Raw genomic sequence first — 13,139 nt, 5'->3', positions numbered from 1 at the left:
AGACTCAGGAGACATGAGCCTCGACATTTCACGCATTCGTGCTCTCTATCCCGCCCTTTCTGACGGATATGCCTGGCTGGACGCGGCCGCGGGCACCCAGGTGCCCCAGCCGGTGATCGACGCCATCGGCGCCGCGTACGCCCACGGCATCGGCAACACGCATGGGGCCTTCCCGGCCAGCGCCAGGTCCGACGAGATCGTCTCGAAGGCCCGCCAGGCCGTCGCCGATCTCGTGGGCGGCGACCCGGGCGGCGTGGTCTTCGGCCCGAACATGACCACCTTGACCTACCGGTTCGCCTATGCCCTGGCGAAGGACTGGGGGCCCGAAGACGAGATCGTGGTCTCCCAACTCGACCACGACGCGAACGTCCGGCCGTGGGTGCAGGCGGCGACCCGCGCCGGCGCCCGCGTCCGGTGGGCGACCGTCGAGGTGCCGAGCGGCGAGTTGCCCGCCGCCCAGTACGACGAACTCGTGAACGAACGCACGCGGCTCGTGGCCGTCAGCGCGGCGAGCAACGTGCTGGGAACCATGCCCGACGTCCGGCGGATCACCGACCGGGCGCACGCGGTGGGGGCCCTGGCCTACGTCGACGGCGTCCACGCCACCCCGCACACCCCGATCGACATGGTCGCGCTCGGCGCGGATTTCTACGCGACCAGCGCGTACAAGTGGTCGGGCCCGCACATCGGAACCGTCATCGCCCGGCCTGAGCTGCTGGAACGCCTCTCGCCCGACAAGCTCGCCTCGTCCCCGGATGAGGTGCCGGACCGGTTCGAGACCGGAACGCCGCCCTTCGCGGACCTGGCCGGGGTCGCCGCCGCCGTCGACCACCTCGCCGGCCTGGACTCCGAGGCGACGGGCGACCGGCGCACGCGACTGCTCACCTCGATGACGGCGGTCGAGGCCCACGAGCAGGCCGAACTGGCGCACCTGCTCAAGGGGCTGTCGTCCCTGCCCTTCGTCGACCTCGTCGGCTCACCCGCCCGTCGTACGGCCACCGCCTACTTCAGAGTGGCCGGGCACACGCCGCAGCAGGTCGCCGAGCACCTCGCGGCCCGGCAGATCAACGTCTGGGACGGCCACTGCTACGCGTGGGAGCTGACCAAGGCTCTCGGCATCCGCGAGTCCGGCTCGGCCGTACGCGCCGGACTCGTCCACTACAACGACCGTTCGGATGTCGACCGCCTCCTCAACGGGCTCGAGGAGCTGTCGCCACGCCGGCCCGGATGACGGCCGGCACCACCGCGGCCACGGCCCGCTCCGGCGCGGGGGGACCTCAGGCGCTGCGCCAGCGGGCCTGGTCCCCACCGCGCGAGGTGCAGCGCATCGGCGTGCCCTTGCTCGTCGTGCCGTAGGCGCCTTCCGGCGAGCAGAACGCGCCGGGATGGACGCCGGCTCGCACGGCGGGCGGCTTCGGCGCGGGAGGCTTCTTGACGGGCTTGGGCACCGGTTTCTTCGTCGGCTTCGGTACCGGCTTTCTGACCGGCTTCTTCGTCACCTGCGGCTTCGGAGCCGTCTTCTTGCTCACCGGCGGGGTGGCCGACGGGGTGGACGTGGCGGACGCGTCTGTGGGCTGCGCGGCGGCCTCGGCGGTCGTCATCTCCGGCGTAGGCGTCGCCGAGTCTGAGGAGAGGGCTGAGAGCGAGGCGGGTTCCGTCGTCGTTCCGCAGGCGGTGGCGAGGGCCAACGCGGCGACGAGCGCGACGCGTGCGAGGTATCGGGGCATGAGGGCCTCCGGTGGCTGGCTGTGTCGCACGAGAAGACGACCGGTGCGGTGACGGGGATGACTCATCGCCACAAGTCGATGCCGGATCGTTAGTGCGGCTGCGCGGGCCTTCCACCCACCGGGCCCGACGCGAGCGCCACACAGTGGCGCCGCGTCGAAGGCCGGCGATCACGTCTCCATGCTCCGCCTCCGCGAAACCCTCGCACGAGGCCAGAAAGACGAGCTCATCGATCCCGCCCGCGCCGGCGGCCGAGGTCATGGGAGGAACGGCGGGAGAGGTCCGCCCGTCAGGCTGTCACTCGTAGTGGTAGCGAGTCACCTTCTTGCGCCGCACGATCACACGGAACAGCCACCAGGGCAGCCACACGAACAGGCCCCATACTCCGCACGTGAAGATCGTCGCCAGCAGGTGGAAGGTGTGCGATCCCGCAGACAACCCCCTCTGCTTCTCCACGACCTTGCGCGGCACAGGCTGCGGCGGAACGTTCCCATACTGCGGCTGCTGGTACGGGTGCCCGTAAGGCTGCTGTTGCTGGTACGGCTGCCCGTAAGGCTGCTGGTACGGCTGCTGCGGATACTGCTCAGGCTGATCCTGCCCAGGTTGCATCAAAGACTCCCCACATTTGGGACCGTTCCCATGAATGGGGACATACCGTACCGATCTCTCCACCCGTTACATCAGGGGTGCTGCCGAAACGTGATCTTGGGTGCGCATGGCGCCGAGCGCGGTCACCCCGCACGCGAACGCCCCTCATCTCCCAGAGATGCGGGGCGTTTCTCGCGTCAGGTATTCGTGTAGCCGACGATTTACCCGATCTGTGCGGGACTTTCTCGGTGTTCCTGCGGCGTCCGGGTCCCTGTGTCACTTCCGGGAGGCGAGCACGCAGAATTCGTTGCCTTCCGGATCGGCGAGCACCACCCAGGACGGGGTCCCCTGTTCCACGTCGGCGTGGGTGGCGCCGAGTGCCAGGAGGCGGCCGACCTCGGCCTCCTGGTCGTCTGGACGGAAGTCGAGATGGAGGCGGTTCTTCACCTTCTTCTCGTCGCCGACCGAGACGAAAACGATGCCGGGCAGGATGTCGGGAGCCATCCGGATCTCGTACTCATCCTCGGCGTCGTTGACGACGGTCCAGCCGAGCGCCTTGGTCCACCACTGCCCGAGCCGTACCGGATCGGCCGCGTCGATCACAACTTGTTCCCATATGAGAGTCACGACGGCCACCTACCCACCGACGCGCGAGTAGGCCCTCCACGAGACCGAGCCGTTATCGGCGGCGGGAACGCGGCCGGCGAGCGGGTCGGGAACGCGGGGCCGGCGAGCGACGTCGGGCCGATGGAGAGAATCAGCGGCCGCGTTTCCGGCACCGAATCGCCGCCGGAACTCGACTCTCATGGCGCCGGACGGGTGAATGCCGATTGCCTCGGCACCGCGATGGCATTACGGTGGTGATCGTGACTGCCGGGTCGGCCATGGGCCAAGAGCGAGTGGGGCACCCGGCCACGGCGTGAGCGCCTGGCGGGCGAGAGGCCCGCCTTTGCTTTTCATCCGCCGTATCCGCGCGTTTCGTGTGACGTTTCCACGTGCTTCTTTCCGCTGGTCGGCGCACCTTAGACATTTACGAACCGGCCCGCATGCCGCCATTCCCGAATCATGGTCGCGGGCCATTCCCTGCACATTTCGTCCGGCACGCCGGACGATTCTTCGCCATGCCCGAAAATCCGTGCGTCCCCAACAATCATGGAGCAGAAAAATAGTGCCGAACGATTTCAATCGACAGATCATCGAGGAGTTCCGCGCCAACGACGGGCGGGTCGGCGGTCCCTTCGAAGGAGCCCGCCTGCTCCTGCTGACCACCACCGGAGCACGATCCGGCGTTCCGCATACGACGCCGGTCGGCTACCTTCCCGACGGCGGCGAACGCGTCCTGGTCATCGCCTCGGCCGGCGGCGGGCCGAATCATCCGGACTGGTTCCACAATCTGGTCGCCCATCCCCGCGTCCAGGTCGAGGACGGCCCGTTCACCTACGACGCGGAGGCCGTCGTCCTGGAGGGCGACGAGCGAGACCGCGCCTTCGCCCGCGCGGTCGAGGCGGACCCCGGGTGGGCGGCCTACCAGGCCAAGACGACGCGGGTGATCCCCGTGGTCGCCCTCCGCGCGGTCGCGAGCGGACCACCACGAGCGGCGTCCTGGGGTGCGGCCCTCAAGATGATCCACGACGCGTTCCGACGGGAACTCGCTCTGATCCGCAAGGAGATCGCCGAATCGGGCCCGGGTCTGGGGGCCCAGCTCCGGGTGAACTGCCTGACCGTCTGCAACGGTCTGCATCAGCACCACATCCATGAGGACCGCGGCGTGTTCCCGGCCCTCGCCGAGAACCGCCCCGAACTCGCCCCGACCCTGGACCGGCTGCGCCGGGAGCACCAGACGATCGCCGCGCTCGTCGAGGAGTTGCGGGAGGTCATCTCCGCCGAGGGTTCGGATCCCCTTCTGGTGCTCCCCCAGGTCGAACGGCTCACCGACGAGCTCGAAAGCCATCTGACCTACGAGGAGGAGCAGCTGATCCCGATCCTCGACGCACCGGCATGACCTGCTCTCCCCGCTGAGCGCGGGACGGCCGCACAGCGCGAGATGGCCGCTCAGCTCGAGATGGCCGCTCAGCTCGGGACGGCCGCCGTGGGCGTGGCGCGGCGGAGGCGCGGCACGAACAGGACGACGCCACTGGCCAGGCCGACCGCCGCGAAGACCCACCACGTGCGGTGGAAGGCTTCCAGTGCCGTGCCCGGCGCAGGCGTGCCCAGCACAGCGACGAAGACGCTGATGCCGAGCACGGCGCCCAACTGCCTGAAGCTCGATGAGACGGCCGAGCCGATGGCGTAGCGGGCCGGTGGCAGCGACTCGACGGCGGCACTGGACTGGACGGGGAGGGTCAGGCCGATGCCGAGCCCGACGAGCAGGTTCCAGGGAAGCCAGTGGGTGGCCCAGTGCGGCGCCGAGCCGACCATGAGCGCGTAGGCCACCGAGCCGGCCGCCCAGCATGCGGCTCCCGCGAGCAGGACGGGACGGTACCCGATCCGGGCCGCCAGCCTGCTCGCGGGACGGGCGACCAGGGTGACCACCAGGGGGCCGGGAGTGCTCGCGAGCGCGGCCGTCAGCACCGAGTAGTGCCACACGGTCTGCAGGAAGATGATGTTGCCGAGCATCAGCCCGTAGAACGCGATCGAGAACAGCAGGGTGGCGGCGTTGGCCAGGCGGAACTGCCTGACCCTGAACAGGTCGAGGTCCATCACCGGCTGAGCGGCGGCCGACGAACGCCACAGGAAGGCGGGCAGCAGCACCGCGGAAAGGACCAACCCACCGATCACCCAGGGGTCCGACCAGCCCCAGGCCGGCCCCTCGATGATGGCGAAGCTCAGCAGCGCGGGAATGGCGGCGACCAGCACGACGCCGAGAGGGTCGGGGAGTCCGTCGGCGCGCTGGTCGCGCGATTCCCGCAGCAGACGCACGCCGAAGACGACGACCACCGCGCAGATCGGGACGTTGACCAGGAAGATCCACCGCCACGAGGCGTACTCGGTGAGCAGGGCGCCGAGAGTGGGACCGCAGGTGGCCGCCGCCGCTCCCATCGCCCCCCACGTGCCGACCGCGACGTGGCGCCTCGCGGCCGGGAACTCGGGAAGGATCAGGGCCAGCGAGGTCGGCACGATCAGAGCCGCGAAGACCGCCTGCAGCGCCCGTCCGGCGATCAGCACCCCGGTCTGCGGCGCCGCGCCGCACAACGCACTCGTCACGGCGAAGCCGGCCAGCCCGATCAGGAACACCCGCTTCCTGCCGTATCGGTCGGCCACCCGTCCCGCCGGGATCAGCATCGCCGCGAAGACCAGGCTGTAGGCGTTCAGCACCCAGGCCAGGTGGTCGGTCGTGGTGTGGAAGCTCCGGCTGATCGTCTCGAAGGCGATGTTGACGATCGTGGTGTCGAGGAACACCACGAAGGCGCCGAGACTCCCGAGGATCAGCACCCAAAGCGCACGCCGTCCGGCCGTGGACGGGTCCGGCGCACCCGACGCACCCATCACGCCCGACGCACCCGGCGCGCCCGACCTATCCGACGCGCCTCGCTCCGCCTGTCCGGCGGCGGCCGGTTCTGAGATGGACATACGTCTCCCGATCGAGTGAGTTGCGACTTCCAACCGACCGGATGACGCTAACAGTAGCGTGTAGTGAAAGACAACCGACTAGGCTGGGAGGCCTATGGAGAACAACGTTGGGCTGTCCGTCATGGCGGACCAGCCGGTCAAGGTAAGGCCCTGCTCCCTCGCCGCCTCGCTCGACATCCTGGGCGAACGGTGGTCGCTGCTGGCGATCCGGGAGATGGGGTACGGCGTGCACCGCTTCGCGCAGATCGCCGGCTTCACCGGTGTGTCGCGCGACATCCTCGCCGACCGGCTGCGCAAGCTCGAAGCCGCCGGAGTCGTCGAGCGGCGGCAGTACAGCGAGCACCCCCCGCGGTTCGAGTACCACCTCACACAAGCCGGCCGGGAACTGCTTCCCGTGCTGCTCGCGCTGAGGGAGTGGGGCGACAAGTGGGCCGTCGAGAAGCCCGCGCTGGTCCTCCGGCACGACTGCGGGCACCGACTGGAGGTCGACCACGTCTGCCATCACTGCGGCCGCGCCGTGAACCGGCAGGACCTCGAAGTGATGATGCCCCCAGCCGGCCGTTAGGCCGCCGCAGGCCCGGCGGCCAGCACATTGCCGCCGTCGCGGCCGTACTGCCAGAAGGCGTCGATCCGTCCCGATGCCACGTCGGCCACCTGCCAGGACGTCGGCCCGAAGTTGCGGACGGCTCCGACGACGGGTCGTCGTCGTCGGTCAGGCCGTCAAGCGCCCGGGCACGGCGGGCGGGACGAGACGATGAGACACCGGGGCCGCCGGCGCGAATACGACGGCCCCGGTCCCGGCCACGGGCTACACCCGGATGGCCTCTTCCAGCAGGGCCCTGTTGCGGATCATCCACCCGGCGGCGTCGGCCCGCCAGGCCAGCGCCCACGCCGTGCCCGGGTCGGCCGAGTCGGGAGTGATCCCGGCGTCGGCCGCCTCGGCGGCGCAGTCCCGGATGGCGAACTCGATCATCCGGTCGACGAGCCCGTCCCGATCCGCGGCGGGCAGTTCGTAGCCGTCGAGGAACAACCTCAACTGCCGGGCGCGAGTGGCCGCGTCAGGCAGGTCGTTGCGCTCCGCGACGGCGTCGCCGTGCAGTTGCGCGTGCCACCAGGCGGAGGCGACGACCTCGTCCAGACGGTCGACCGGCCCGGCGAGGGTCCAGTCGATGAACGCCACGGGCCGGCCGTCGCGGACCACGGTGTGCCACGGCCCGGCGTCGCAGTGTCCGATGACCGAGTCGGGGCCGCCGTGATGCATCCACCAGGGTTGCCACACGGTGTCCGGCGGGGGCCGGAAGCCGGCGGTGGCGATGTGCAACTCGCGCAGCAAGGCGCCTACCTGTTCGACACCCTCATCCGACCACGCGCGCGGATGGATGATGTCGCCCTCGATGTAGGTGAGGACCTCGTTGCCGTCGGCGTCCACGCCGTCGCCCACCACCCGTGGGGAGCCGGTGAATCCGGCGTCCTCCAGATGGCGCAGCAGCGCGTGAACGGTGCCGGTCCAGGGCCGGGCGGGACGCCTGACGGTCCTGCCCGTACGGATGACATGGCTTGGTCCGCCTTCGGCCGCCGTCAGGGGCTCGAAGGACGATGGGGAATCCACGATTTCTCCTCGTGTCAGCACGGTGTGATGACACCGGCACCACGGAACGGCGCCGGTGGCTGCCGCGGAACATCCGCGGCAGGCAGACCGCTACGAAGCGAGAAGTGACGTCCTACGCCGGTCACTACCGGCGCCGACAGAGGACGAATCAGACCGCGATCGGCTCCCGCGTCGTAGCGGTGACGGCTACCTCGCTGACGACCATGCACATCATGTCGGCCTCCCTGACGAGTCGGACATGTAGGAGGCTAAGCAACACCGCTGGGCCCCGCCACCGAATTTCAGGGCGAGCGATCAAGCCCAGGTGGCGCTTGCGCACGAGGGGCTGCCCGACGCCGAGACCGCCGCGCGGCTGAAGGCCTACTGGCGCGAGCGACTCGACGCGCTTAGAGGCTCCTCGAGCCCTGAGCGACACACCTGGATCTCGATTCCGCCCGTCCAGGCTGATGCCGTAGAACTGTGCCGTGAAACTCAGCGAAGAACTGCTCGAACTGCTGCGCAGGCCGAGCCTCTGCTATCTCGCCACGTCGATGGCCGACGGCTCACCGCAGCTGACCCAGACGTGGGTCGACACCGACGGCGAGCACGTGCTCATCAACAGCGTGCAGACACATGTGAAGACGCGGAACATCGAGCGGGACCCACGGGTGGCCCTGACCGTCTCCGACCCGGCCGACCCCACGCGCTACTTCCAGGTGCGCGGCCGTGTCCTCGAGGTCACCACCGACGGCGCGGCGGAGCACATCGACGCGCTCGCCAAGAAGTACCTCGGCAAGCCCTACCCCTGGTACGGAGGCCGCGACCAGGTGCGGGTGATCTTCGTCATCGAGCCCGAGAGGGTCGTCGGCATGCGCTGACCGGTGGACCTCCCCGAGGGCACACCTGTCGAGGTCGGCTCGGGCACCCACGCCTTCACCGCTCCCTTGCCAGGGGACATGACCTGACCCGCCGCGCGCGGGGACGTTTCCCTCTGCGTCCCCGCCTGCACTTGGTCACGGGGCTACGACCGAGACATCCAGGTACGGCATGATCTCTCCCATGATGTCGGCCCCCACCGCCACAGCCGATGGTCTGTGCCCCTCCTGCTCGGCCCCCGTCGCCGCCGATCCACGGTTCTCCTCCTGGTGTTCCGCATGCGATTGGAACGTCGATCCCACGGCGGAGACCTCCTCCACGACCGGGCGCAAGGCCCGGCGGCAGGAGGCACGACGCGCGGCCGATCGCGCGGTGGTCGAGCGCCTGTTCGCGGAGGTCTCCGGCGGAACGAGCATGCGACCCGGGCGGGGCGGGGCGTGGTTCGCGGCGATGAGCATCGCCGGGTTGGTCCACCTCATCACCGTCGCCCTGACGGCAGGCTCCGGCTGGCTCCTGGTCACCGGAAACCTCGTGACGCGCTTCATCGGCGTGGTGGGGCTCGCCGTCGCCTTTCTCATCCGGCCGCGCCTGGGCCGGTTCCCGCACGACGAATGGTCGTTGACCCGCGCCGAGGCACCCCACCTCTACGGCCTGGCAGACCGGGTCGCCGCGGAACTCGGGGGGCGTCCCGTCGACCTGATCCGGGTCACTCCGGAGTTCAACGCCTCCTACGGCCGGGCCGGACTGCGCAGACGCAGCGTCCTCACCATCGGTCTGGCCCTGTGGGAGTTGCTCACTCCTCAGGCGCGCGTCGCGGTGCTCGGGCACGAGTTCGGACACGGCGTCAACGGCGATTCCCGTCGCGGTCTGTGGCTCGGGTCGGCCTCTGAGGCGCTGATCCGCTGGTACGTGCTCACCCGGCCAAGCTCGGCTTCGCGTGGATCCGAAACGTCCAACCCCATCGCCGACGTCGTCTTCACCGTGCTGCTGATCGTTCCCCACCTGATCGCGGCCCTGGCCCTGTCGCTGCTGCACCGTTTCACCCTGCGCGACGGCCAGCGCGCCGAGTACCAGGCGGACGATCTCTCCGTACGCGTGGCCTCGCCGGCGGCGGCACGATCCGCGATGGACACCACGATGCTCGGACAGAGCGTGGAGACGTCGCTCCAGCGCCAGGCGGCCGCCCATCGGAACAAGCGGTCCGTCTCCGCCGACTCCAGGGAGGCGGACGACCTCGCGCTGTGGCAGGAGTTGCGGGAGTACATCGCCTCGATCCCAGAGACCGAACGGGTGCGGCGCTTCTGTTTGTCGGCTCTGCACATGACCTCCGTGGACACGGCTCATCCGCCCACTCATCTGCGGGCCCGACTGGTCGCGACACGTGAAGCCCGGCCGGCGGCGGTCACCGTGACGGAGCCGGAGATGGACGCCATAGAGAGCGAACTCACCAAGGTCCGCGCCCGCGCCGCCCGCGTGATCATCACCACCGGTTAGTGCGGCCCGCCTGCGCCCACCCTGTGACTTGATCGAAAATCCCCCTTGGCGCGGGCGCCGGGAGACCACAGACTGGGGCCTGTCACGGACGGCGGCGGAGGCGGCGATGACGGCAACGCCCATCGATCCATCACAGGCGACCAGGCCCGAGCGACGGCCCGAACTGGACGCGATCCGAGCGCTGGTCGTGGTCGGCCTGGTGTTCTTCCATTCCGGGCTGGTCTTCGACTCCCGCGACGACTTCTACGTGAAGAACGCGGAGACGACCGACGCGACCACGATCGTGGCCGGTTTCTGCGTGGTGTGGGCGATGCCGGCGTTGTTCCTCATCGCCGGCCTCGGCTCGTGGTTCTCGCTGCGCCGCCGCGGCGCCGGCGGATTCGCCGTGGAACGGCTGCTCCGGCTCGGCGTGCCCCTCGTCTTCGCGACGCTGGCGCTGCTGCCGGTGGCTCCGTGGATCCGGCTGCGGGCCGACCCCGCCTACCACGAGTCCTACCTGGAATTCCTGCCGCGCTTCCTGTCCGTCCGCCTCGATCTGTCCGAGTTCCCCTTCATCCTCCAGGGCGAGCATTTCGAGTCCGGGCACCTGTGGTTCGTCGTGATGCTGCTCGCCTACGCGCTCCTGCTGGCCCTGCTGCTCCTGCTGGCCCACCGGCTTCCCCGCGACCTCGGCCGCCGGATCCGCGAACGTCTCGCGGTGACGGCACGGCGGCGCGGCGCCGTGGTGCTGCTGCCGGCCGTGCCGATCGCGCTGATCACCGCCCTCCACGGCATGGAGGAGGCGTTCGCCGGCTGGAGTCGCTGGGCCTACCTGCTGTTCTTCCTGTACGGCTTCGTTCTCGCCTCGGACGAGAGGTTCCGTACGGCGATGCGCCGCGACGCGATCATCGCCCTGGGGTGCGCCCTCGCCCTGCTCGCGATCGGCATGCCGGGCTTCCTGATCGTGGCGGGCAACCCGGGCGCGGACCCCTTCACCGACATGACCGCGTTCGCGATCGGCGTCCGCGTCCTGTACGGCGCGGCGGGATGGTGCTGCCTGGTCGCGATCCTCGGCCTCCTCGACCGCCGCCGGTCTGCACGGCGGGCCGGCTCCGAGGCCGCGCCGGACACCGGCTCTGGTTCGCGGAGCGGTGTGGGGAAGCGGCTGTACGGTTACCTGGCCGCCGCGGTGTTGCCGCTGTACATCCTCCACCAGCCGATCGTCGTCGCCGTCGCGTACGGCGTGGTCCGCTGGGACGCGCCCATCGGGGTCAAGTACCTCGCGATCGTCGGAGCCTCACTCATCCTGACCGTCGTCGCGTACGACCTGCTGGTGCGCCGCACGCGCCCGACCCGGTTCCTGTTCGGCATGCGCGGCCGGCCCGCCCCGGAAATGGTTCGAACGCGGTCCGGTGCGGCGACTCAGAGGGGCGAGCTCTGATTCGCCGGCCGGACCGCGTTCGAGATCTCGGGTGACCCCCGTTCCTCTCCCCACCGGATGACGTCACGAACATCCGGTGGGGCCCCTGTCAGAGGAGTTCAGCCCGCCTGATCGGCCCCCGGTTCACGAACGGGAGCGCCCTGTTACGGCTTGACGGGCTTCTCGTCCGTCCACGCGGCCTTGGTGATCGCGTTGTAGTTGACGACGGTGCCCGGCTTCGCCCCGGCCCAGTTGCCGCCGGCGTGCACGGCCACGATCTGGTCGGTCAGCAGAAGGCCGGTCTGCGGGTCGATGATGAGCTGCCGCTCGTACTGACCGTTGGGCCAGCTCTCCGACCTGCCGATGCCCTGGCCCTTGCGTCCGAGGGCGTCGGTCACCTCGCCGAGGGACCGGACGTCGTTCAGCCCGGCGAGCACCTCGTAGGCCGCGGCCCGGACGGCCGGCTTCACGGGCATGTCGCTCAGCACGCCGGCGGTCACCTGGAAGAGCCAGGCGTCCTTCTCCTGTGGCACGTCGGCCTCGGTGCTGTTGCCGGTGTATCCCTTCAGCAGACGCGCCTTCAGCGCGGCCGCGGTCGTGGGCAGCTTCTGGAGCTCGGCGAACGAGACGTTCTTCCCGGCCAGGTCGGCGACCTTGTCGCCGACGTTGATCGGGTTGCCGAAGGGCTTGCCGCCCTTCGCGTCGATCAGCAGCTTGGCGGTGCCGCCATTCTTGGGCATCTTCACCGTCCACTTGGTCGGCGAGCCGTCCTGCTTCCAGGCGGCCTCCGAGCCGGGGGCGGCCTTGGTGCCCAGGTTCTGTGAGACCCACCAGCTGTCGACCTTCGGTGAACGGGCGATCCACGTCTCGCTCTTGCCAAGGCTGTTCACCATGTACTGCACCTTGGTGCCCACAGTGGTGGCGTTGCCGCTCGTGCTCTCGATGTGCCAGTACGCGCCACTGCCCGCCTTGGCCTTCAGCGACGACTCGGCCGCGACCAGGAGGACCTGCTTCGCGGAGAGCTTGACGGCGGGCGACTGCGTGCCACCCTGCGTGCCGCCCTGGGCGACGGCCGGCGCGCTCGGCGCCGAGGTCGTTCCACCGGTCGCGGTGACCCCGACCGCGACGGCGGTCGCCGCCGCGACGCCGGCCAGGCCGAGACCCCACACCGGCTTGGCGATCTTCCGGGCGTGGGCAGGCTTGGTCTGCCTGAACTGCGCCATGGCGTGGGTGAGCTCGGCGGCCCTCGTTCCCTCGTCCACCGGGGTGTCGAGGTGAGCCGGGCGCGCCGACCGCAGCTGATCCATCGGGTTCATGACCACTCCTCACTGAGATTGCGCACTCGGGACTGGGAACGGGCCACCGGGGCCGTCTTCATCGCCTGGACCAGCCGCTTGCGGGCACGGTGCAGGCGCACGCGGAAGGCCGCCGGTGAGCAGCCGATGACACGCGCCGCGTCGCGGGGGGTGAGCCCCTGCCAGGCCACGAGGATCAGGAGCTCGCGCTCCTCCTGGGTCAAGGCGGCCAGCGCGTTGACGACGGCCAGTCGTTCGGCCACCCACTCGGCGTGGTCCTCTTCGGTCCAGGCCCGCAGCTCGGCGGCGAGCGACTCGCGCCTGATCTCGGCGCGGATGTTGTCACGCAGCACGTTGCGGGCGACGCCGAGCAGCCACGGCAGGGCGGGGTCGGGCACGTCGTCGAACCGCCGCCAGGCGATCGCGAACGTCTCGCTCACCACCTCATCCGCGACTTGCCGGCCCGCTTGGCTGACCACGTAGGCCCATACTCGCTGGCGGCACTCGTCATAGATGGTGGTGAACCGTTGAGAATCGTCCGTCACCGCCTGCCCCCTTCGTCCCGGTGTTTGTTCCGACAGGAGGAAGTGGGCCGAGACCCCTA

The 13,139-nt window shown here is 69.8% G+C and carries 13 protein-coding genes; 6 read left to right on the top strand and 7 right to left on the bottom strand.

The features are described 5' to 3' along the window. Window positions 1–13: 13 nt before the first annotated feature. Window positions 14–1,231, top strand: a complete 1,218-nt coding sequence (locus Pmi06nite_RS29735) for a cysteine desulfurase-like protein (protein WP_203956458.1) — start codon at window positions 14–16, stop codon at window positions 1,229–1,231. Between the two features lie 46 nt (window positions 1,232–1,277). Here the strand turns inward: Pmi06nite_RS29735 and Pmi06nite_RS29730 are convergent, their stop codons facing one another. From Pmi06nite_RS29730 to Pmi06nite_RS29720, 3 genes are all read right to left on the bottom strand, one after another. Continuing rightward, window positions 1,278–1,727 carry a hypothetical protein gene (locus tag Pmi06nite_RS29730; protein WP_203956457.1) on the bottom strand — a complete coding sequence of 150 codons (450 nt, stop codon included), beginning with the start codon at window positions 1,725–1,727 and terminating at the stop codon, window positions 1,278–1,280. A gap of 295 nt (window positions 1,728–2,022) precedes the next feature. Continuing rightward, complete coding sequence (locus Pmi06nite_RS29725; protein WP_203956456.1) at window positions 2,023–2,334, bottom strand: hypothetical protein; 312 nt, start codon at window positions 2,332–2,334, stop codon at window positions 2,023–2,025. 255 nt (window positions 2,335–2,589) lie between these two features. Then, the gene (locus Pmi06nite_RS29720) at window positions 2,590–2,940 is read right to left on the bottom strand and encodes a VOC family protein (protein WP_203956455.1); all 351 of its coding nucleotides are present in this window, start codon (window positions 2,938–2,940) and stop codon (window positions 2,590–2,592) included. 541 nt (window positions 2,941–3,481) lie between these two features. On the opposite strand from Pmi06nite_RS29720, the gene Pmi06nite_RS29715 reads away from it, so the two are divergent. Then, complete coding sequence (locus tag Pmi06nite_RS29715) at window positions 3,482–4,315, top strand: nitroreductase/quinone reductase family protein (protein ID WP_203956454.1); 834 nt, start codon at window positions 3,482–3,484, stop codon at window positions 4,313–4,315. A 68-nt stretch (window positions 4,316–4,383) separates the two neighbouring features. Here Pmi06nite_RS29715 and Pmi06nite_RS29710 read toward each other — a convergent pair whose 3' ends face one another. Then, entirely contained in the window at window positions 4,384–5,883 is a 1,500-nt protein-coding gene (locus tag Pmi06nite_RS29710) for an MFS transporter (protein WP_203956453.1), read from the bottom strand. Window positions 5,884–5,977: 94 nt separating this feature from the next. Here Pmi06nite_RS29710 and Pmi06nite_RS29705 point away from each other — a divergent pair, with 94 nt between their 5' ends. Continuing rightward, complete coding sequence (locus Pmi06nite_RS29705) at window positions 5,978–6,448, top strand: winged helix-turn-helix transcriptional regulator (RefSeq protein ID WP_239114282.1); 471 nt, start codon at window positions 5,978–5,980, stop codon at window positions 6,446–6,448. Window positions 6,449–6,691: 243 nt separating this feature from the next. Here the strand turns inward: Pmi06nite_RS29705 and Pmi06nite_RS29700 are convergent, their stop codons facing one another. Then, window positions 6,692–7,492 carry an aminoglycoside phosphotransferase/kinase family protein gene (locus Pmi06nite_RS29700; RefSeq protein ID WP_203956452.1) on the bottom strand — a complete coding sequence of 267 codons (801 nt, stop codon included), beginning with the start codon at window positions 7,490–7,492 and terminating at the stop codon, window positions 6,692–6,694. 464 nt (window positions 7,493–7,956) lie between these two features. Here Pmi06nite_RS29700 and Pmi06nite_RS29695 point away from each other — a divergent pair, with 464 nt between their 5' ends. From Pmi06nite_RS29695 to Pmi06nite_RS29685, 3 genes are all read left to right on the top strand, one after another. After that, complete coding sequence (locus Pmi06nite_RS29695; RefSeq protein ID WP_203956451.1) at window positions 7,957–8,349, top strand: PPOX class F420-dependent oxidoreductase; 393 nt, start codon at window positions 7,957–7,959, stop codon at window positions 8,347–8,349. A 181-nt stretch (window positions 8,350–8,530) separates the two neighbouring features. After that, complete coding sequence (locus Pmi06nite_RS29690; protein ID WP_203956450.1) at window positions 8,531–9,841, top strand: M48 family metallopeptidase; 1,311 nt, start codon at window positions 8,531–8,533, stop codon at window positions 9,839–9,841. A 106-nt stretch (window positions 9,842–9,947) separates the two neighbouring features. After that, a complete protein-coding gene (locus tag Pmi06nite_RS29685) occupies window positions 9,948–11,261 on the top strand; it encodes an acyltransferase family protein (RefSeq protein WP_203956449.1) in 1,314 nt (437 codons plus the stop codon). Window positions 11,262–11,404: 143 nt separating this feature from the next. On the opposite strand, the gene Pmi06nite_RS29680 is transcribed toward Pmi06nite_RS29685, so the two are convergent. Beyond that, window positions 11,405–12,556 carry a CU044_5270 family protein gene (locus tag Pmi06nite_RS29680; protein ID WP_203956448.1) on the bottom strand — a complete coding sequence of 384 codons (1,152 nt, stop codon included), beginning with the start codon at window positions 12,554–12,556 and terminating at the stop codon, window positions 11,405–11,407. Then, window positions 12,553–13,080: an RNA polymerase sigma factor gene (locus Pmi06nite_RS29675; protein ID WP_239114281.1), complete on the bottom strand. Its 528-nt coding sequence runs from the start codon at window positions 13,078–13,080 to the stop codon at window positions 12,553–12,555. The genes Pmi06nite_RS29680 and Pmi06nite_RS29675 overlap by 4 nt, the downstream gene beginning before the upstream one ends. Between the last annotated feature and the right edge of the window lie 59 nt (window positions 13,081–13,139).

The sequence above is a fragment of the Planotetraspora mira genome, from assembly GCF_016863275.1.
GTDB lineage: Bacteria > Actinomycetota > Actinomycetes > Streptosporangiales > Streptosporangiaceae > Planotetraspora > Planotetraspora mira.
This window is presented reverse-complemented; position numbering and strand designations above follow the sequence as displayed.